Below are 19,365 nucleotides of genomic sequence, written 5' to 3'. Positions count from 1 at the left end.
ATGCACGCATCACGACAATCACGATCAGACTGGACAGCATGGCGCACTGGATGACAGACGGCGACGGACCCGACGACCAGATCGAACTGGTCACCAAGCCGCGCACCCGGACCCAACGTCCGCCGATGTACAAGGTCTTGATGCTGAACGACGACTTCACGCCTATGGAGTTCGTGGTCCATGTGCTGGAGCGGCTGTTCAACATGACCCATGCCCAGGCGATCGAGATCATGCTGACCGTTCATCGCAAGGGCGTGGCGGTTGTGGGCGTCTTCTCGCACGAGGTTGCCGAAACAAAGGTCGCGCAGGTGATGGAACTGGCGCGGCGGCAGCAGCATCCGCTGCAATGCACCATGGAAAAAGAATAACAGTGACAGCGACTCGCCTGGCTCTCGCCCTCCCGGATGGTCATCCCGGAGGAGACTTTCTTGTGATCGGCGCAAAGGGCGGCGATGACCTGACGCCGCTGGACCCCGCCCGCACGCAGGTTCAGCAGGGCAATTTCCCGGATCATAAGGCCTTGGCCGCGCGCGGCTATCGCGTCGCGCCGCAGGTCGATGGCCGTTTCGAGGCGGCGCTTGTGATGCTGCCCCGCGCCAAGGCGCAGGGCCGTGCGCGCATTGCGCAGGCCGCGTCGCTCCTGCCCGCTGGCGCTGCCCTTTGGATCGACGGGCAAAAGACCGATGGTGTCGATTCCATGCTGAAGGATCTGCGCGCCCTTGCCCCGGTGGACGAGATCCACAGCAAGGCCCATGGCAAGATCTTCCGCGTGACGGTTCCCGCGGGCGACTGGCTGCCTCCCGGCTGGGCCGCTCGCCCGCAAGAAATCGCGCCCGGCTTTGTCACCCGTCCAGGCGTCTTTTCGGCCGACGGCATCGACCCCGGATCCGCCATGCTCGCGGCAGCGCTGCCCGAACGGATGCCGACACGCGTGGTCGATCTGGGCGCGGGTTGGGGATGGCTTTCGGCGCAGGCGCTGGCCCGCCCCGGCATCGAGATCCTCCACCTGGTAGAGGCCGATCACGCCGCGCTGGACTCGGCGCGCGACAATATCCGCGATCCGCGCGCGCGGTTCCATTGGGCCGATGCGCGGGATTTCACCCTGAAGGAGCCCGTGAACGGCGTCGTCATGAACCCGCCCTTCCACGATGGCCGCGCGGCGGACCCGCGGATCGGCGCGGACTTCATCGCGGCGGCCGCGCGGCTGCTGACCGGGGCAGGGCGGCTGTGGATGGTCGCGAACCGGCACCTGCCTTATGAGGCCGTTCTGGCGCTGCATTTCGGGCAGGTCCGCGAGATCGGCGGCGACACCCGCTTCAAGGTGTTCGAGGCAACCGCCGCGGGCCGGGGCGCCGCCCGCAAAGGGCGGGGCTGATGGGCGGCGGGGTCCAGGGCAGAACGGCCATCGTGACCGGCGCCGGGCGCGGCATCGGTCTGGCCATCGCGCGCCAGCTTGTCGAACGCGGCGCCAACGTGATGTTCGCCGACACGGACGAGACGGCGCTGGCCGCCGCCATGTCCGACTATGACGAACGCGACCCGCATGTCCGCAGCTTCACGGGGCGGATGTCGGAACGGCTGGCCACGGCGAACCTGCTGTCGGCAACGCTGGATGCCTTTGACAGGGTGGACATCCTGGTCAACGCCCATCGGCTGGTGAAGGCCTCGGACCCGCTGGACACCGATCCCGACGTGCTGGAACATCTTCTGCGCGAAAACATGATAGCGGGCCTGCGCATGACGCAGATCGTCGCCAAGCGCATGATCAGGCAGGCCGAGGAAGCGCCCGAGGCCGGATCGGCCGGGGCCGTGGTCAACCTGTCCACGCTGGCCGCGCAGCATCCGGTGCCCACCATGCTGGGCTATTCCATCGCCTATGCCGCCCAGGAACAGGCGACGCGGGGCATGGCGCTGGCTCTGGCGCCCCACAGGATCCGCGTGAACGGCGTGCGCTTCGGCAGCGTCATGTCGCACGAGTTGAAGGAGTCGCTGCGCGACAAGCCCGAATTGCGCGACCGCATCATCGAGGCCACCCCCATGGGCCGCATCGCGCCTGCCGACGAGCTGGTGGAAACGGTGATGTATCTGGCCAGCGATGCCTCGCGCTTTGTCACCGGGCAGATCGTCACCGTGGATGGCGGCCGCAGCCTGGCCGACCGGGTGGCGGTCCAGACGGTCTGACCTATCCCTGATCCTCGGGATAGGCCGCCCGGCAGGCCTGGACCACGGATGCGGCCCGTTCGCGCAGCACGGCGGCGCGTGCGGCCAGGTTGTCGCGCTTGCGCTGTTCGGCCGCCGGGTCGATGGGGACGCGGTAGCGTTCGGTGTCCACGTAATCGCGCCAGCAGGGCTCATAGGCGACCACCGCGCGGCCCTTGCTGTCGCGCAGGTAGGTGCGGCACTGGGTCAGCCGGTCGCGCACGACCTGCCGTTCCTCCCAGGCGTAGCCGCGCGCAAGGTTGCCCTCGACCTCGGCCAGCAGGCGGCTGACGGTGCGGTATTCGCTGGTGTTGCGGCTGATGCAGCGTTCCTGGGGCGTCCCGCAGGCCGCCAGGATCAGCGGCAGGGTGACGATCGCGGCAAGGGCGGTGTTGCGGCTCATGGCGGGTCTCATTACAGCGGGTTAAGCAATGCTAGCGCCGCGCGCCAGGGCTGGCAAATCAAGTTTGGAGAACGTCATGGACCATGAACGCCGCACCGCCGCCGCCTGGTTCCGCGCGTTGCGCGACCGCATCGTCTCGGCCTTCGAAACGCTCGAGGATCGCGGACCCGGCGCCGGTCCCGCAGGCCGCTTCACCGTCACCCCGACCGCCCGGGACGGCGACGGTGGCGGCGGGCTGATGTCCGTCATGCGCGGCGGCCGCGTGTTCGAGAAGGTCGGCGTCAACTGGTCCGAAGTTCACGGCACGCTGGCCCCGCGCGCGCAGGCGGCGATGGCGTCCCGGGGGGTGCCTGGGATCGACGGGGATCCCCGCTTCTGGGCCAGCGGCATCAGCTTGGTCGCGCATATGCAGAATCCCCATGCGCCCGCCGTGCACATGAACACGCGGATGTTCTGGACCCCGGGGGCGTGGTGGTTCGGCGGCGGGGCCGACCTGAACCCCTGCCTTGAATATGCCGACGACACCGCGCACTTCCACGCCGTTCTTCGGACCGCCTGCGACGCGCACGGGGGCGATTACTACAACCGCTTCAAGGCCTGGGCGGACGAATACTTCTTCATTCCGCACCGGGGCCGCGCGCGGGGCGTGGGCGGGATCTTCTTCGACGACCTGAACACCGGCGACTGGCAGGCCGATTTCGACTTCACCCGCGCCGTGGGCGAGGCCTTCCTGCCCGCATTCCTGCCGCTGGCAGAGGCGCGGATGGGCCAGCCCTGGTCGGACGCCGACCGTGACGCGCAACTGATCCATCGCGGGCTTTATGCGGAATACAACCTCGTCTACGACCGGGGAACGAAGTTCGGGCTGGAAACCGGCCACAGCGCGGATGCCGTGCTGATGAGCCTGCCGCCGCTGGCGAAGTGGATTTGAACGGCTGGCCTGGGTCGGTTGGCCCGGGACGGCTGGCCTGGGATGGCTGGCCCGAGGGGATGAGCCGTCTGACCATGCCGCGCCGGGTTCCGGCCCGACCCGGATCTTTCATCGTGGGCCGGTCGCGAACCTGCCGAACACCAAGGCCTTCGCCCTGATTTCGGCCGTCCGCCCGGCCGGTCCTGCCGCAGGTTGCCGGATTGCCGCTGCTATACGCTCTGATTGCCATGCCGATCACCTGACCATCATCCATGGCCGCCGGGGCGGCGCGTCACCCTCTTGGCCAACCTCCGGCGCCCGGTCCCGAGGCGCGGCGTGCTTTCGCTGCCGATTGGCGGTCAAGACGGCCGAGCGGCCACGGCCAGCAGCCAGGCCACCCCGGCCAGGATCAGCCCCATTCCAACCAGCTGGACGGGCCGGACCGTCTGGCGGAACAGCCGGCCCGACAAAAGCTGCGCCATCACCACCTCGACCAGGGCCAGCGTGCGGACATTGGCGGCGGGGGTCAGGGCAAAGCCGATGAACCAGAACAGCGAGGCGAAGGCCCCCAAGGCCCCGGCGCCCAGCGACAAGCGCCATTGGGCCGCGATCGCCCGCAGCGCCGCCCGGTCCCGCAGCCCAAGCCAAGCCAGCATCACGGCCGCCTGCAATCCCAGCGTGATGGCCAGAACGGTCATGGCGCGGATGACGTAACCGCCATCGGTCAAGGCCAGCAAGGCGCCGCGAAAGCCGATCGCCGACAGGCCGAACAGCGCGCCCGACAGAACGCCGGTCGCCACCGTGCCCCAGGCCGCCCGGCCCCAGGCCGCGCCCGAGGCAAGAACGACGCCCAGCGTGGCAAGCCCGATCGCGGCCAGCCGGGCCGGACCAAGCGGCTCGGCCAGAACAACGGCGCCGATCAGGGCCAGGGTCACGGGTTCGGTCTTCATCAGCGCGGTCGCGACTCCAAAGCCCTTGTCGCGCATCGTGACCAGCATGAAGGCGGTCGCGGCGATCTGCGCCATGGCGCCAAGCGCGGCCCAGCCGATCGCCGTCAGACCGGGGCTTGGCGGCGGATTCCAGACCGAAACCGCCAGCAGGGCCAATGCCGCGAAGGGAAAGCCGAAAACGAAGCGGACGGCCGTTGCGCCAAGGGTGCCGACCTCTTGCGTCAGCCCCGCCTGCGCGGCGTTTCGGGCGGTTTGCGCCGTGGCCGCGATCAGCGTGGCCGCGACCCAGATCATGCGCTGCGCACGGCCTTTATCATCAGGGCGACGTTTTCGGGATCGGCGTCGGGCGTGATCCCGTGGCCCAGGTTGAAGATGTGCGGCCCGCCCCGCAGGGCGCGGGTGATCCGCTGCGCCTCGGCCACCAGATCGGGTCCGCCCGTAACCATGTGGCGGGGATCCAGGTTGCCCTGCACGCAGCCGTCCACCTGCACATGCCGCGCCGCCCATTCCGCGCTGACCGAATTGTCCATCGCGACGCAATCCGCTCCGGTCGCGCGGGCAAAGCCGACATAGCGGTCGCCCGCCTCGCGGGGAAAGGCGATAACGGGCACCTGAGGATGGCGATGCTTCAGCGCGGCAATGATGCGGCGGGCCGGGGCAATGGCGAAGTCGTCGAAATCCCGGCCCTTGAGGCTGCCCGCCCAGCTGTCGAACAGCTTCACGACCTCGGCCCCCGCTTCGATCTGGGCCGACAGATAGTGGATCGTGGCGTCCGTGATCCGGTCGATCAGGGCCGTGAAGGCCGCGCGATCCTCGTTCTTGAAGGCATGGGCCGGGCCCTGGTCGGGCGTGCCGCGGCCTGCGACCATATAGGTCGCCACCGTCCAGGGCGCCCCGGCAAAGCCGATCAGCGCCGTGTCGCGCGGCAGTTCGCGGGACAGGATGCGCACGGTTTCGTAAACCGGGGCCAGACGGTCGTGGATCTGGTCCGCAGGCTTCAGCCCGGCGACCTCGTCCGCCGTCGTCACCGTGGACAGGCGCGGCCCTTCTCCGGCGGCGAACCACAGGTCGGCGCCCAAGGCCTGCGGAACCAGCAGAATATCGGCGAACAGGATCGCCGCGTCAAAGCCAAATCGGCGGATCGGCTGCAGCGTCACCTCGGCCGCAAGGTCGGGGGTGTAGCACAGCGACAGGAAGTCGCCCGCCTGCGCCCGCGTCGCCCGGTATTCCGGCAGATAGCGCCCGGCCTGACGCATCATCCAGATCGGCGGGACGGGCAGGGTTTCGCCGGCCAGGGCACGCAGCAGAAGTTTGGTCATGACGCCTCCTTCGGCCCCTTCAAGGCGAGGCGGGGGGCGTTGTCAAGCAGCGTCCCGACGGCTATGCCGAGGACATGACCCAGATGCCCGACCCCACCCGTCCCCTGAAGATCGGCACCCGAGGCTCGATGCTGGCGCTTGCGCAGGCGCACGAAACGCGCGACCGGCTGGCTGCCGCGCATGGCCTGCCCGGCGAGGCGTTCGACATCGTCGTCATCAAGACGACCGGCGACCGGATCACCGACCGCCCCTTGAAGGAGATCGGCGGCAAGGGCCTGTTCACGCGCGAGATCGAGGATGCGCTGCTGGCCGGGCAGATCGACATCGCCGTTCATTCGATGAAGGACATGCCGACGCTCCAGCCCGAGGGTCTGGTGATCGACTGCCTTTTACCGCGCGAGGACGTGCGCGACGCCTTTGTCAGCCCGCATTTCGCCTCGATCCCCGAACTGCCTGCGGGCACCGTGGTCGGCACCTCCAGCTTGCGCCGCCGCGCGCAGCTGGCGCATCGTCGTCCCGACCTGCGCCTGGTCGAGTTCCGGGGCAACGTCCAGACCCGGCTGAAGAAGCTTGACGAAGGCGTGGCGGCGGCGACCTTTCTGGCGATGGCGGGCCTGTCGCGTCTCGGCATGCGCGAGGTCGCGCGGGACGCCATCGACCCGGCCGAGATGCTGCCCGCCGTGGCGCAAGGCGCCATCGGGGTCGAGCGGCGGCAGGGCGACATCATGGCGGCGAGTCTTTTGGCCGCGATCCACCACGTCGATACCGGCTACCGCATCGCAGCCGAACGCGCCTTCCTGACCCGGCTTGACGGATCGTGCCAGACCCCGATCGCCGGTCTGGCCGAGATCAGAAAGAACCGCCTGCTGCTGCGCGGCGAAATTCTCCGGCCCGACGGTTCGGCAGCCATCAGCGGCCACCGGGAAGGCGGTCTTGACGAGGGCGCATCCATGGGCGCCGACCTGGCCGAGGAACTGCTGGGCCGCGCGGGAGAGGGTTTCTTCGACGGCGTTTGAAGCCTGCGTCAAGGCGGCAGGAATTCGCGTTTGTGAGGCACGGCAGGCTTTCTCGGGGTGACTGAAGCCTGCCTGCGCCAGCGAACGCTTCAGTAGCTGCGGATCAGCCCGACCAGCCGCCCCTGGATGCGCACGCTTTCCTCGGGCAGGATTCGCGTCTCATAGGCGGGGTTCGCGGCCTCGAGGGCGATCATCCCGCCGCGCCGACGGTAACGCTTCAACGTCGCCTCATGCCCTTCGACAAGGGCCACGATGATGTCGCCGTTTTCCGCCGTGTCCTGTTCGCGAATGACCACCACGTCGCCGTCGTTGATGCCCGCCTCGATCATCGAATCGCCCTGGACCTCCAGCGCATAGTGATGCTCTCGCCCGCTGAGCATGGTGCCCGGGACCGCGACATGGTGGGACACCTCGGAAATCGCCTCGATGGGGACGCCGGCGGCGATGCGGCCCATCAGCGGCAACTCGACCGCCGGGCTGTCCGCAATCGCGATGGCGCCGCGCGGACGAGGCGGGCGACTGTTCGAGATAAGGCGCGGCGAAAAGCTTTGCTTCGTTTCCGCCGCCTCGAGCAGGGCATCGGGCAGGCGCACGATTTCCAGGGCGCGGGCGCGATGCGGAAGCCTGCGGATGAAGCCCCGCTCCTCAAGCGCGGTGACAAGGCGGTGGATGCCGGACTTGGACCGCAAATCCAGGGCTTCCTTCATTTCGTCGAAGGACGGCGGAACCCCGTCGCGCGCCATGCGCTTTTGAATGAAATCCAGCAACTGGATTTGCTTCTTGGTCAGCATTCCGTCGATCCCCGGCATCTTCTTGTTCCTTTTCTGTTCTATCGCAAAAGCAGAATCGCGTCAACGAACAGAACAGGGGAAACTGAAATTTTCGTTAAATCTTAGCCGCGAAGAGGCAGAAAGCTGACGATGTCGCCGGCAGGGCGGGGCGGGTCGTTCGGCGGGCGGACCAGCAGCGCGTCGGCTTGCGCCATCAGCGACAGCCGCGCTGAATCCTGGCTGGAAAACGGCCGGATCAACGGCAGATCATCGCCATTCTCCAGGGCCGCGCGCAAATAGTGCTGCCTGTCGCCCTCAGCCGCAAGATCGGCCGCAAGCCGCGCCTTCCTCAATCCGTGGCTTGGCCGAACACCCTGCATCGCGGCTATGAGAGGTTGGATGAACAAGATGCCGCAAACAATTGCCGAAACGGGATTTCCTGGAAGCCCTACCATCGGCATCTCGCCCAGTCGGCCGGCCATCAGCGGCTTTCCGGGTCGCATCGCGATCTTGTAGAAGGCACGTTGCAGACCAAGGTCTGCCGCGACCTTGCCGACCAGATCGTGATCGCCGACGGACGCGCCGCCGATGGTGACCAGCAGATCGGCGCCCGAGGCGGAGGCAAAGCCCGCGCGCAGGCTGTCTTCGGTGTCACAGGCGATCGGCAGGATGATCGGGTCGGCCCCGGCTTCCCGCACCAGGGCGGCGATGGCAAGGTCATTGGAACTGACGATCTGTCCCGGCCCGGGCGGCGTTCCGGGGGGCACCAGTTCGTCCCCTCCGGCCAGAACCGCGACCCGGGGACGCTTGGCGACGGTCACGGCCGGAATGTTCATCGCGGCAAGCAGCCCGATGTCGGCTGCCGTCAGCCTGCGCGCCGGGGCAAAGCATTCGCCTTGCCGAAAGTCGTCGCCGGCCTTGCGGATATTGGTGCCGCTGGAGCGGTCGGCAACCCGCAGCCGATCCCCTTCGCGGACCACGTGTTCCTGCATGACGACACGGTCGTAGCCGTCCGGCACCGCTGCGCCGGTAAAGATGCGGACCGCGGTCGAGGGGGCCGCCCGGCCGGTCCAGGGGCGGCCCGCCGCAGCCTCTCCGATTACGGACAGGGGCCGATCCATGTCCACGGTCCGAACGGCATAGCCATCCATGGCCGAGGCGTCGAAGGGCGGTTGCGTGATCCGGGAAACGGCCGGTTGCGCCAGAACGCGGCCCCAGGCTTGATCGATGGGGATGATCTCGCCTGCGACCGGATGGGCAAGGCCCAGAACCTTTGCCAGAGCCTCCTCGACCGAGATCACAGGTTTACCTCGTAATCGCCGGATTTCCCGCCGCTTTTCCTGACAAGACGGATGTCGCGGATGGTCATCGACTTTTCGGCCGCCTTTAGCATGTCGTAGATCGTCAGGCAGGCGACGGACACGGCGGTCAGAGCCTCCATCTCCACCCCGGTTCTGCCGGTGGTGCGGACGGTTGCGGTGACGCGGATGCCGGGCAGCGCGTAATCGGGTTCAAGGTCGAGGGACACCTTGCTGATCGGAAGCGGATGGCACAGCGGAATCAGGTCCGCCGTCCGCTTGGCCGCCATGATCCCCGCCAGACGCGCCACGCCCAGGACATCGCCCTTTTTCGCGCCGCCTTGCGCCAGTGCCAGGGTTTCCGCCGTCATCGCGACGCAGCCCTGCGCCACGGCTTCGCGGACCGTTGCCTCCTTGCCCGAGACATCGACCATGTGAGCCTGGCCCGAGGCGTCGAAATGGGTCAGGCTCATGCCGCCACATCCAGGATCTGGCGGGTGGCGGCGGCCACGTCGGCCTGCCGCATGAGGCTTTCTCCGATCAGGAAACGGCGGGCGCCGACCTTCATCATCGCCGCAAGGTCGTCGGCGGTGAACAGCCCGCTTTCGCAGACGATGTGCCGATCCGCCGGAATGCGCGGCGCAAGCTCTCGCGTCACGTCAAGAGACAGATCGAAGGTCTTGAGATTGCGATTGTTTATGCCCACAAGCGGCGACTTCAACCGCAGCGCACGATCCAGTTCGGCGGGATTGTGGACCTCGATCAGCGCATCCATGCCCCAGTGGAAGGCCGCGTCCTCCAACTCTGCCGCGAGGGCGTCCTCGACCGAGGCCATGATGATCAGGATGCAGTCCGCGCCCCAGGCCCGCGCCTCGGCCACCTGATAGGTGTCGTAAAGGAAATCCTTGCGCAGGACCGGCAGCGAACAGGCCTCGCGCGCGGCGGTCAGATAGGCGGGCGCGCCTTGGAAGCTGGGCGCGTCCGTCAGGACCGACAGGCAGGCGGCCCCGCCCACCTCGTAGGCCCGCGCCAGGGCCGGCGGATCGAAGTCGGGCCGGATCAGCCCCTTGGACGGGCTGGCCTTCTTGATCTCGGCGATCAGCGCCGCGCCGGTTGCGGCCTTTCGCGTCAGGGCGCGGGCGAAGCCGCGCGGGGCCGGGGCGGCGCGGGCGGCAGCCTCGATGTCGGCCAGGGGACGGGCGGCCTTGGCGGCGGCGATTTCGTCCAGCTTGTAGGCCTTGATCTTGTCCAGAATGTCCATGCGGCGGTTCTAGCCCGGTATGCGTCAAGGGGAAAGAGCGGGCATCTCGTGCGACCAGGGCGGGTTTGCGCCGGGTCGCGAGACGGTGACGGCGGCGGCCTGCGCGCCAAGCGTCAGGGCCGCGGCGATCTGGTCGGCGGTGATCGCGGCCAGCCCCGCCTTGCTCAGCACGCCTTGCCTGCGAAGGCTGGCCAGAACGCCCGCGTTGAAGGTGTCGCCCGCGCCGATCGTATCGGCGACGGCTGTGCGGATGGCCGGAGCCGCGACGGTCTCGCCCGCCCAATGCGCCCGCGCCCCCGCCGCGCCGCCCGTTTGCAGCACCAGCCGCGGCCCCCGGGCCAGAACCCGGCGGGCCGCGTCCTCGGGCGGCAGGTCGGGATGCAGCCATTCCAGGTCGTCGCCGGACAGCTTGACGATATCGGCCCGGGCGATCAGCCGCGACAGGCGCGCGCGATAGGCGTCGGCGTCGGTGATGAAGAACGGCCGGATGTTCGGATCCAGCATCACCGGCAGGCGGGCGCCATCGCGTTCGACCAGCGCCTCGATGGCCGCGCCGCAGGGGTCGGGGACCAGGCTGATGCCGCCCGCGAACAGCGCCTGGATCTCGCCGGGCAGAACCGGCAGATCGGCGGGCGCCAGCATCCGCCCTGCCGAGCCTTCGTCATAAAAGGAATAGCGCGCCTCGCCCCCGGTCAGCGTCACCAGGGCCAGGGTCGTCAGCCGGTCGGTCCTGGGACAAAGGTCGGTGTTCACCCCGGCCTCGGCCAAGGGGCGCAGCAGAACCTCGCCAAAGGGGTCGCGGCTGATGGGCCACAGATAGGCCGTGGGTTCGCCCAGGCGGCCAAGCGCAATGGCGGTGTTGTAAACCGATCCGCCCGCCAAAGGCCGGAAGGCGCCGTCCTGCGGCACCATGTCGATCAGCGATTCGCCCGCGCACAGGATCATCGGTCCCCTTTCTCAATAGCCCTGGATGACGATATCCCGACCCTGCAACACGGCGTCCAGGTCGATATAGCCCCCCGCATCCGCCCCATACAGGAAAGCCGCTAGCGCAACCAGAGCAGCGATCACCGCGGCGGCGATTTTCCAGACCGACCAGGGACGTTCGCCCACGACGCGGCCCGATTGTCCGTTGACCACGAAGCGATAGCTTTTGCCGTTATAGCGATAGGCCGCGGTCCAGACCGGCAGAAGGATGTGCTTGAAGGTCTCGTCCCGGTAATCGGTGCGGATCCGGTCCACGCGCTGTTCGTCGCCGCCGATGTCGCGGCGGGCGTCGTTCAGGATCACGCCCGCCATTTCGGCCCTGGCGATCTTGTGCCCCTCGGCCAGCGGAATGGTATAGGCCTCGGCCTCCAGCCCGGCCAGATAATCCGCGCGATAGGTCCGCAGATGCGCCAGATCCCAGGGCGTCAGCCCGTCCGAGAACTTGCGCGGCAGCGAGGCCGAGGCCAGCACCAGCACGTCGTTGAAGGCGCGCGCGATCTGGCCCGCGGCGGGCCGCCACCGCGTGCGGCGGACCTGGCGCGCGACCTGCTGGCTGCGGCCGTCGACCTGCTGGGTGACATAAACGGTCTCGTAGTAATGATCCCCGCGCTGTCCCACGTAATGCGACCGGGTGCGCGCGTCGAAGGTCCAGAAGGGCGAGTAAACGCCGCGAAGCCTGCGCCCGCGCCTGGCATAGGCGGTCAGGCCCGATGGCGCAAACCACAGGTTGCCCAGCCAGTCCTCCATGGCCTTGCGGGCCTGGCTTTCGGTCACGCGGAACGGCAGCACGCCCTGGGGCTTGATCTTGCGGCTGGTGCCGGTGTCGGTGACGACGGGCGTCGCGCAAAAGGGGCAGGCGCTGGCATGGGTGGCCTCGCCCATCTCGATCTGGGCGCCGCAGTTCGGGCAGGACAGCAGCCGGACGCTGGCCGAGATGTCCGAATCCGTGTCCAGCCGCAGACCTCGTTCCAGCGGGATTTCGGCCAGATCCGGCGACTTGTGGCCCGCGTCCCATTGCAGCGCGCGGCCTGTCTCGGGATCGGCCAGGATCGCCTCCTCGCCCTCGGCCCCGCCGCCGGGCTGGCGGGCCGGGGCGCGGGCGGGGCCGTCGCCGATCACCTGCTGGTGGCCGCACCAGTCGCAGACCAGCATCCGCTGGCCCGGATGAAAGCGGAGGCTCGCCCCGCAGCGTTCGCAGGGGTAGCGGTGTTCGGCCTGCGGCGTGGGCATCGGGCGGTCAGCCGGGCAGGGGCGGCGGCATGGCGGGGAAGATGGGGGCGAGATCCGTCACCTCGCCCGCCTTGCGCCAGCCGTCCTGGCCGGGCGTCCAGACCAGCGTGTCGCGCATCACCCGCCCCTCGGTCGCGAGGCGTTCCATCTGCGCGCGGCCATAAGGCCCCTGCGCCGCGCCGTTCAGCGCGACATGCCATTGCGCATCCGCCTGCGGCGGCACGGGCGGCGGGGTCGCGGCACCGGCCTGCGGGACGCTGCCCCAAGGCCCCGAAGCGGGACGGGCCGCCATGCCCGCGCCAAGCGCCGCGCCCATGGCGGCGCCCATCCCCGCCCCTGCCGCGCCGGGGTTCTGGCTGGCATTCGCCATCGCCTCTCCCGCCGCATACTGACCGAAGCGGTCCAGGTCGCCCAGGATGCCCATGGAGGTGCGCTTGTCCAGCATCTTCTCGACATCCTGCGGCAGGCTGATGTTCTCGATGTAGAATTCGGGAATGGTCAGGCCATAGGCGGCGATCGTCGGCTCGATGGCCTTGGCGACCAGTTGGCCCAGCTGGCCGGTATTGGCCGCCATGTCCAGAACCGGCAGGCCCGACCCGGCAATCACGCGCGAGAATTCCTGCACGATGACGTTGCGGATCTGAAAGGCGATCTCGTCGCGGGTGAACTCGCCGTCGGTGCCCACGATCTCGGTCATGAAGCGGGCGGGGTCGGTCACGCGCATGGAATAGGTGCCGAAGGCGCGCAGGCGGACCGGCCCGAATTCCGGGTCGCGCGCCATGATCGGGTTGCGCGTGCCCCATTTCAGGTCGTTGAAGCGGGTCGTGTTGACAAAGTAAATCTCGGACTTGAAGGGGCTGCGGAACCCGTGGTCCCAGTGCTGCAACCGCGTCAGGACCGGCAGGTTGTTCGTTTCCAGCATGTAGAGGCCGGGGCCGAAGGTGTCGGCAAGCTGCCCTTCATGGACGAAAACGGCGGCCTGGCCTTCGCGCACGGTCAGCTTGGCGCCGTATTTTATGGCGTTGCCGACCGTCGGAAAGCGCCAAACCATCGTGTCGCGGGTGTCGTCGGTCCATTCGATGACCTCGATGAACTCGCCGCCCAGAATGTCGAAGATCGCCATGTCCGCCTCCGCAGGATGCCTGGCCCATGTTAGGGGGCGGGAAAGGCCCGGCGCAAGACGGCTATCACAGGCTTTGGGCCAGAAGCTCGGCCGCGATCCGGCGGACGATCGGCTCGGCCTCGGCGCGGGTCATGCCGGGACGCAGGCGCGGATCATACAGGATCTTCAGCAGCAGTTCGTCATGCCGGGTCAGCAGGGCGAATTCCTCGTCGTCGTTGAAGATCGAGGGGCGCGCGTCGGGGCTGTCGTTGGCCAGGCCCATGCCTTGGGCCAGTTCCTCGTGGATGCACGAGCTTTGCAGAAGGGGCGGAAGCTCGGCCCGGATCAGGGCGACGGCGTTGGAATAGACGGGCGCGGCGCCGCGCGAATAGGCGAAAACCGTGCAGAAATTGTCGGCGTCCAGATCCTGCATCACCGCGATGTCCTGCGGGGGAATGCCCGGCACAAGCTGCGCCAGGCGCGGGCCGATGGCGCGGCGTTCGTCGTCGGACAGGACCATCACGATGAAGTTGCCGCCGCTGTCGGTCAGGGAAACGCTGTGGCCCGTCGCCTCGGCCAGGCGGGCGGCGAACTGGCCGACCTCGACCCGGTAGGCGCGGCGGGTCGCCACGTCCGACGTGGTGCCGAACTCGATCTGGAAGCGCACCGGATCCTGCCAGCGGCGCAGCGGGGCCGGGGCGCCGCCGCCGCCCGCCTGCATCCCCCCCTGGCCGTATTCGTCCCGCAGGGCGATGGCGATGAAGTCGCGCGTCAGCGTTTCGGGATCAATGGGGGCGTCCAGCGGCACGCGGTCCCGCCGCAGCCTGCCCTGGGCGCGCAGAGAGCGTTCGGCGCGGTCATAGAAGTCGCGCTGCGCGGTGCTGGCGGCGCTTGCCTTGACCAGAGCCTCGGCCGCGACGGCGTTGGCGGCGCGGTTGCGTTCGGCGCGGGCCTTGCGCAACGCTTCCTGCGAAGGGCCGGGCTCGGGCCGGACCACCGGCCTGGGGTCGGCGACCGGCGGCAAGGGTTCGCGGTTCCCGCAGGCGGCGGTGGCCAGAAGCCCCAGCAGGAACAGCAGGCGTCCGGCCCTGGACCATCGCGCCGTCATGTCCGCGCAGGCGCCCCCGGCGCCGTGCGGCCGTCCTGGCGCTGTGCCGTGGCGCGGGCCAGGGTGTCGCGCAGGTCGGCCTCCATCTTGGTCAGCTCGCTTTCGGCGGCGGCGCGGCGGGCGCGCCCTTCGTCGGCGATGCGCAGGCTGTCCTCGATGGTGGCGATCAGCTGGGCATTCGCGGACTTGACCGCGTTGATGTCGAAGACGCCGCGTTCCGTTTGCGTGCGGATCTGGACATTCGCCTGGCGCAGGTTGTCGGCGTTGCGCGTCAGCAGGTCGTTGGTCAGGTCGCTGGCCTCCTTGACGGCGCGGGCGGCCTCGGCGCTGCGCTGGATCGTAACCGCCTGGGCCAGTTGCGTTTCCCACAAGGGCACCGTGTTCACGAGGGTCGAGTTGATCTTCGTGACCAGCGACTTGTCGTTTTCCTGCACCAGCCGGATCGAGGGCAGGGACTGCATCGTCACCTGCCGCGTCAGCTTCAGGTCATGGACGCGCCGTTCCAGATCGTCGCGGACCGCCCGCAGGTCGCGCAGGGCCTGTGCCTGCATGACCTGCTCGTCCTCGGGCGCGGCCTTCACGCGGGCCTCAAGCTCGGGAATGGCGGTGCTGTCCAGTTCCCGCAGCTTCTCCTCGCCCGCCGCGATATAGAGCGCGAGTTCGTCATAAAAGGCCAGCGTGTGGTCATACAGCAGGTCCAGCGCCTTGATGTCCTTGAGCAGCGTTTGTTCGTGCCGCTCCAGTTCCACCGTGATGCGGTCGATCTGGGTCTGGACCTGTTCGTAGTTGGCCACGAACTTGGCGAAGGGCGCGGACCGGCCCAGCAGCTTTTCCCACCAGCTGCGTGTCCGGCGCATGTCCAGTTCGCTGGTCGAAAAGCCGCGGATGGTTGTCACGATGCCGCGCAGGCTTTCGCCCGCGGGGCCGACGTCCTTGCTTTTGACATCGGCCAGCATCTTCTGGCTGATTTCCTGCAAGCCCGCCTGCGCGCGGGTGCCGAAGCGGACGATGGAGCCGGTGTCGCCCAGGTCGATCTCGTCCATGCGGCGGCGGATCTCGGCGGCAAGCTGGGGATCGGCGGCGCGGACCGACAGGGGGTCGGCCTTGGGTTCGGGCAGGGGCGCGCGGGCCAGATCCTCAATCTGGGCGCGGATATCTTCGGCGCGGCGGCGGGTTTCGTCGGTCATGGCATGCTTTCCTTATCCGTCGTGCGGCAGGCTTGTCGCACCGCAGAATAGGCGGAAACGGCCGCAGTTCAACCGGATGGCTGGCGAAAGTCCCAAGCCCCCTCGCAACCCGGCCACAGGCAGGGGCGCGGACAAAGGACGGCAGAATCACAATGCCGCATCCCTGGGTTGCCGCGGGCCTGCCGCGCACCGCCTTTGGGCGGGGTTCGCAGACAAACTATCCAAAATGGCAAGTTATTAACGAATTAAATCAAACTTTATCCATGTTCCCCGCGTTAGGGGGATGGTATGATCGGAGCGTTGTCGGTGATGGCCCCACCATTCGGGCCGTGTCGTTTTCAGTGATGTGCAGGTAAAGATGTCAGTTAAGTCCCAATCGGTCGTTTTGGCCCGTGTTGCGGCCGCCCCTTTCCTTGGCAGCAAAACCCGTCCCTGGCTTTATCGCAGTCTTGTCAAGCGTCCGCTGGACCTGCTGGCGGTTCTTCTGACCTCGCCGGTGGTCTTGCCGCTGGTGCTGCTTCTGGCGCTTGTGGTGATGATGGACGGCAAGAACCCCTTTTACGCGCAAAAGCGGATCGGTCGCGACGGCCGGATCTTCCGCATGTGGAAGCTGCGCAGCATGGTTCACGACGCGGACCAGCGGCTTGAAGCCTATCTGGCGGAAAACCCGGACGCGCGGCAGGAATGGGACGCGACGCAGAAGCTGCGCAACGACCCGCGCGTCACGCGCTTTGGCAGGGTGCTGCGCGCAAGCTCGATGGACGAGCTGCCGCAGCTGTGGAACGTCCTGACGGGCGAGATGAGCCTGGTCGGCCCGCGTCCCATGATGCCGGAACAGCAGGCGATGTATGGGGGCGACGGTTATTACCGGCTGCGTCCCGGCATCACCGGGTTCTGGCAGACCGCCGGGCGCAACCGCACCACCTTTGCCGCCCGTGCCTGGTATGACGACCGTTACGAACGCGGCCTGTCCTTCGGCAGCGACATGTCGATCCTGCTGCGCACCGTGGCGGTGGTGCTGGGCCGGACCGGCTGCTGATCAGCGCCGCTGCCTCAGGGCCGCCACGGCTTCGGCGGGCAGGATCGCGGCGCAGCGGGCATAGCGGGGCACCAGCCGCTTGGGCGCCGACAGCATCCGCCATGCCCATTCCATCGCGATGCGCCTGACCCATTCGGGCGCGCGCCTCTGGTTTCCGGCTAGAAAGTCCAGTCCCGCGCCGATCGAGGCGAAGCCCACCTCGGGCGCCTCTTGCCGCCCGCGCGCGGCCAGCCGTTCCTGCCTGGGCGCGCCAAGGGCCAGGAAGCACAACCGGGCGCCGCTGTCCCGCACGCGGCGCAGCAGGTCGCGCGCCGCTTCGCCGTCCGGGTCGAAGCCCATCGGCGGGGCGATCCGCAAAACGATCCGGCAGCCCGGCACACGGCGGGCGATGTCCCCGGCCGCCGCCGCAAGCGCCGCGTCGGTTGTGCCGACAAGCGCGATGTCCACCTCCTCGGCCGCCGCAAGCTCTGCCAGCGGAACCACCAGATCCGAGCCGGTCACCAGCCCGACCGGACGGCGGGCCAGCCGCGACAGCCAGACGATGGGGTTGCCGTCCGCCACCACCAGATCCTGCGCGGCATAGGCGTCGCGAAAGGCGCGGTCGCCCCGCAGCTTGACCAGGTGATCCAGGTTGATCGTCGCCAGGGCAAAGCCCTGTCCCGCACGGAAACGGCGCGTCACCTCGGCCAGCAGGGCGGGGCGGTCGGGCATGTTCACCCGGATCAGGGCGGGGCCGTAGGCAAAATTCATCGCGTGTTCCGAACCAGACCGGCGCAAGCCGCCGCGCTTTTTTCTTGCATCTTGCGCCGGGCGCGGCAATGCGATGCGTCAACCTTTCGGCAGATAGGGGATGCCGCCCGCCAGGTCGGTGTCGTCGATCAGATGGAAATTGCTGACGCTGCCCGCCTTGCGCGCCTCGCTGAAGGGGGCGTAATCGGGATCGGCCGCAAAGGCGCGCGCGGCCTCCTTGGAGGGAAACTCGATCAGCGCGACAAGAGTGCCGCCCAGGGGCTTGCCTTCCAGCGTCTCGACATTGCCCGACCGCGACAGGTAGCGGCCGCCGTGCCGGGCCGCGATCTCGTGGACGCGGGCGGCGTAGTCGGGCACCCAGGCATCGTCCGTGACCTTCACGTCCGCGATCAGATAGGCTGGCATCGGCTTCTCCTTCTTGCGCTGTCCGGGACCAGAGTGCCTTGTGCCGGTTCCTCAGGCAAGCGTCGAGGCAAACGGCGGAATCCGAAATGGACCCGTTGTTCTTCCCGCCGCTTGACGATAGCGTGAGCGGCGGCGACGGACTGCCCCGGCGAACGGGCAGACGCCAGCATCGGTTAATTATCCCAGACGGACGGACGGCATGGCGACGCTGACACGAATCCTTGTTCTTGCCGGCATGGTCGCGGCGACGGTTCCCCAGGGCCTTTCCGCCCAGGCCCCGGGCGGAGAGATGCCGCCCCCCGCGGTCACCGTTGTCACCCTGAAGGCCGAGGACGTGACCCTGACCGCCAGCCTGCCGGGCCGCGTCGTGGCCTCGGCCGAGGCCGAGCTGCGTCCCCAGGTCGGCGGCCTGATCGTCGAGCGCCTGTTCGAGGAAGGCAGCCCCGTGGCCGAGGGCGATCCCCTGTATCGCATCGACCCCCGGACCTACGAGGCCGCCGTGGCCCAGGCCCAGGCGGCGCTTGCCCAGGCCCAGGCCCAGGCCGACGCGGCCCGCCGCGAGGCCGAGCGCATCGTGACCCTGCGCGACCGGCGCGTGGCCAGCGAACAAACCCAGGACAGCGCCATCGCGGCCCGCGACGCGGCCGAGGCCGCCGTCAAGGCCGCCGAGGCGCAGCTGCTGGCGGCCCAGATCGACCTGGACCGCACCACGATCACCGCGCCCATCGACGGCGTGATCGGTCTGGCGCAGGTCAGCCCCGGCGCCCTCGTCACGGCGGGGCAGGCGGCGCCGCTGGCCGTGATCCGGCGCATCGACCCGGTGCGCGTCGATGTCACGCAATCCGCGGCCGAGATCACCCGCTGGCAGCGCATGGGCCCCGAAGCCGCGCTGCCCCAGGGCGCCGACCGCACGGTGACGCTGCGGCTGGCCGACGGCTCCACCTATGAACACACCGGATCCATGACCGCAGCCGAGCCGCATGTGGACGAGACCACCGGCGTCATCACCCTGCGGATGGAGTTCGCCAATCCCGACGGCTTTCTGCTGCCGGGCATGTTCGTCCTGGCCGACATCCCGCAGGCGCAGCTCAAGAACGCCGTCCTGGCCCCGCAGGAAGGCGTCACCCGCGACCGGCGCGGGCGTCCCGTGGCGATGGTGGTCAACGACCAGAACGTGGTCGAGGAACGCATCGTGGAAATCGCCCAGGACCGCGGCGCCCAATGGGTCGTGACCGGCGGGCTGGCGCCCGGCGACCGCGTGGTCGTGGCGGGATTGCAGCGCATCGCGCCGGGCGCCGCCGTGGCGCCGCAGGAACGCGGCGCGGAAGCCGCCGCCCCAGCCGAGGGACAGCCCGCGACCGCCGGACAAGGCTCCGAAGACACCGCGGACGCGTCGGCCAATTGACGATCCAGACAAGCAAGGCGTGACAG

General features: G+C 68.6%; 21 protein-coding genes. 7 read left to right on the top strand and 14 right to left on the bottom strand.

The genetic code is table 11. The annotated features are described in order from the left end of the window. The first annotated feature begins 50 nt into the window (after nucleotides 1-50). The 3 genes from clpS to ACFOM8_RS01605 all read left to right on the top strand — a co-directional run bounded on the left by clpS (nucleotide 51) and on the right by ACFOM8_RS01605 (nucleotide 2,181). Nucleotides 51-368 carry an ATP-dependent Clp protease adapter ClpS gene (gene clpS, locus ACFOM8_RS01615; RefSeq protein ID WP_154763512.1) on the top strand — a complete coding sequence of 106 codons (318 nt, stop codon included), beginning with the start codon at nucleotides 51-53 and terminating at the stop codon, nucleotides 366-368. Between the two features lie 62 nt (nucleotides 369-430). Next, complete coding sequence (locus ACFOM8_RS01610; RefSeq protein WP_377758680.1) at nucleotides 431-1,375, top strand: methyltransferase; 945 nt, start codon at nucleotides 431-433, stop codon at nucleotides 1,373-1,375. Next, complete coding sequence (locus tag ACFOM8_RS01605; protein WP_377758678.1) at nucleotides 1,375-2,181, top strand: SDR family NAD(P)-dependent oxidoreductase; 807 nt, start codon at nucleotides 1,375-1,377, stop codon at nucleotides 2,179-2,181. Before ACFOM8_RS01610 ends, ACFOM8_RS01605 begins: the two co-directional genes overlap by 1 nt. Before the next feature lies 1 nt (nucleotide 2,182). On the opposite strand, the gene ACFOM8_RS01600 is transcribed toward ACFOM8_RS01605, so the two are convergent. Beyond that, nucleotides 2,183-2,602, bottom strand: a complete 420-nt coding sequence (locus ACFOM8_RS01600) for a hypothetical protein (protein WP_377758676.1) — start codon at nucleotides 2,600-2,602, stop codon at nucleotides 2,183-2,185. Between the two features lie 76 nt (nucleotides 2,603-2,678). On the opposite strand from ACFOM8_RS01600, the gene hemF reads away from it, so the two are divergent. After that, a complete protein-coding gene (hemF, locus tag ACFOM8_RS01595; RefSeq protein WP_377758674.1) occupies nucleotides 2,679-3,533 on the top strand; it encodes an oxygen-dependent coproporphyrinogen oxidase in 855 nt (284 codons plus the stop codon). A gap of 338 nt (nucleotides 3,534-3,871) precedes the next feature. On the opposite strand, the gene ACFOM8_RS01590 is transcribed toward hemF, so the two are convergent. Together ACFOM8_RS01590 and hemE are read right to left on the bottom strand one after the other, a co-directional pair. Beyond that, on the bottom strand, nucleotides 3,872-4,756 hold the full coding sequence (locus ACFOM8_RS01590; protein WP_377758672.1) for an EamA family transporter: 885 nt from the start codon (nucleotides 4,754-4,756) through the stop codon (nucleotides 3,872-3,874). Then, entirely contained in the window at nucleotides 4,753-5,781 is a 1,029-nt protein-coding gene (gene hemE, locus ACFOM8_RS01585) for a uroporphyrinogen decarboxylase (protein ID WP_377758670.1), read from the bottom strand. Before hemE ends, ACFOM8_RS01590 begins: the two co-directional genes overlap by 4 nt. Nucleotides 5,782-5,855: 74 nt before the next feature. Here hemE and hemC point away from each other — a divergent pair, with 74 nt between their 5' ends. Beyond that, complete coding sequence (gene hemC, locus ACFOM8_RS01580; protein WP_377758668.1) at nucleotides 5,856-6,797, top strand: hydroxymethylbilane synthase; 942 nt, start codon at nucleotides 5,856-5,858, stop codon at nucleotides 6,795-6,797. A gap of 89 nt (nucleotides 6,798-6,886) precedes the next feature. Here the strand turns inward: hemC and lexA are convergent, their stop codons facing one another. From lexA to ACFOM8_RS01535, 9 genes are all read right to left on the bottom strand, one after another. Further along, the gene (gene lexA, locus ACFOM8_RS01575) at nucleotides 6,887-7,588 is read right to left on the bottom strand and encodes a transcriptional repressor LexA (RefSeq protein ID WP_377759167.1); all 702 of its coding nucleotides are present in this window, start codon (nucleotides 7,586-7,588) and stop codon (nucleotides 6,887-6,889) included. A gap of 101 nt (nucleotides 7,589-7,689) precedes the next feature. Further along, complete coding sequence (locus tag ACFOM8_RS01570) at nucleotides 7,690-8,868, bottom strand: molybdopterin molybdotransferase MoeA (protein WP_377758666.1); 1,179 nt, start codon at nucleotides 8,866-8,868, stop codon at nucleotides 7,690-7,692. Next, nucleotides 8,865-9,338 (bottom strand): cyclic pyranopterin monophosphate synthase MoaC, encoded by a 474-nt coding sequence (moaC, locus tag ACFOM8_RS01565; protein ID WP_377758664.1) that lies wholly within the window; start codon nucleotides 9,336-9,338, stop codon nucleotides 8,865-8,867. Before moaC ends, ACFOM8_RS01570 begins: the two co-directional genes overlap by 4 nt. Then, a complete protein-coding gene (gene trpC / locus ACFOM8_RS01560; RefSeq protein WP_377758662.1) occupies nucleotides 9,335-10,126 on the bottom strand; it encodes an indole-3-glycerol phosphate synthase TrpC in 792 nt (263 codons plus the stop codon). Before trpC ends, moaC begins: the two co-directional genes overlap by 4 nt. 24 nt (nucleotides 10,127-10,150) lie before the next feature. Then, nucleotides 10,151-11,071 carry a carbohydrate kinase family protein gene (locus ACFOM8_RS01555; RefSeq protein WP_377758660.1) on the bottom strand — a complete coding sequence of 307 codons (921 nt, stop codon included), beginning with the start codon at nucleotides 11,069-11,071 and terminating at the stop codon, nucleotides 10,151-10,153. A 12-nt stretch (nucleotides 11,072-11,083) separates the two neighbouring features. Beyond that, the gene (locus ACFOM8_RS01550; protein ID WP_377758658.1) at nucleotides 11,084-12,343 is read right to left on the bottom strand and encodes a zinc ribbon domain-containing protein; all 1,260 of its coding nucleotides are present in this window, start codon (nucleotides 12,341-12,343) and stop codon (nucleotides 11,084-11,086) included. 7 nt (nucleotides 12,344-12,350) lie between these two features. Then, nucleotides 12,351-13,466 carry an SPFH domain-containing protein gene (locus ACFOM8_RS01545; RefSeq protein ID WP_377758656.1) on the bottom strand — a complete coding sequence of 372 codons (1,116 nt, stop codon included), beginning with the start codon at nucleotides 13,464-13,466 and terminating at the stop codon, nucleotides 12,351-12,353. Between the two features lie 64 nt (nucleotides 13,467-13,530). Further along, the gene (locus tag ACFOM8_RS01540; RefSeq protein ID WP_377758654.1) at nucleotides 13,531-14,553 is read right to left on the bottom strand and encodes a DUF2927 domain-containing protein; all 1,023 of its coding nucleotides are present in this window, start codon (nucleotides 14,551-14,553) and stop codon (nucleotides 13,531-13,533) included. After that, the gene (locus tag ACFOM8_RS01535) at nucleotides 14,550-15,740 is read right to left on the bottom strand and encodes a toxic anion resistance protein (RefSeq protein ID WP_377758652.1); all 1,191 of its coding nucleotides are present in this window, start codon (nucleotides 15,738-15,740) and stop codon (nucleotides 14,550-14,552) included. The genes ACFOM8_RS01540 and ACFOM8_RS01535 overlap by 4 nt, the downstream gene beginning before the upstream one ends. A 358-nt stretch (nucleotides 15,741-16,098) precedes the next feature. Here ACFOM8_RS01535 and ACFOM8_RS01530 point away from each other — a divergent pair, with 358 nt between their 5' ends. Continuing rightward, entirely contained in the window at nucleotides 16,099-16,779 is a 681-nt protein-coding gene (locus tag ACFOM8_RS01530; RefSeq protein ID WP_377758649.1) for a sugar transferase, read from the top strand. Here the strand turns inward: ACFOM8_RS01530 and ACFOM8_RS01525 are convergent, their stop codons facing one another. Together ACFOM8_RS01525 and ACFOM8_RS01520 are read right to left on the bottom strand one after the other, a co-directional pair. Beyond that, nucleotides 16,780-17,529, bottom strand: coding sequence for a WecB/TagA/CpsF family glycosyltransferase (locus ACFOM8_RS01525; RefSeq protein ID WP_377758647.1), 750 nt, complete (start codon nucleotides 17,527-17,529; stop codon nucleotides 16,780-16,782). It abuts the gene before it with no gap. Nucleotides 17,530-17,607: 78 nt separating this feature from the next. Beyond that, entirely contained in the window at nucleotides 17,608-17,934 is a 327-nt protein-coding gene (locus ACFOM8_RS01520; RefSeq protein WP_377758645.1) for a DUF1330 domain-containing protein, read from the bottom strand. Between the two features lie 199 nt (nucleotides 17,935-18,133). Here ACFOM8_RS01520 and ACFOM8_RS01515 point away from each other — a divergent pair, with 199 nt between their 5' ends. Continuing rightward, nucleotides 18,134-19,339 carry an efflux RND transporter periplasmic adaptor subunit gene (locus tag ACFOM8_RS01515; protein WP_377758643.1) on the top strand — a complete coding sequence of 402 codons (1,206 nt, stop codon included), beginning with the start codon at nucleotides 18,134-18,136 and terminating at the stop codon, nucleotides 19,337-19,339. Nucleotides 19,340-19,365 lie beyond the last annotated feature (26 nt).

This window comes from Paracoccus angustae, from assembly GCF_042648745.1.
Lineage (GTDB): Bacteria > Pseudomonadota > Alphaproteobacteria > Rhodobacterales > Rhodobacteraceae > Paracoccus > Paracoccus angustae.
This window is presented reverse-complemented; position numbering and strand designations above follow the sequence as displayed.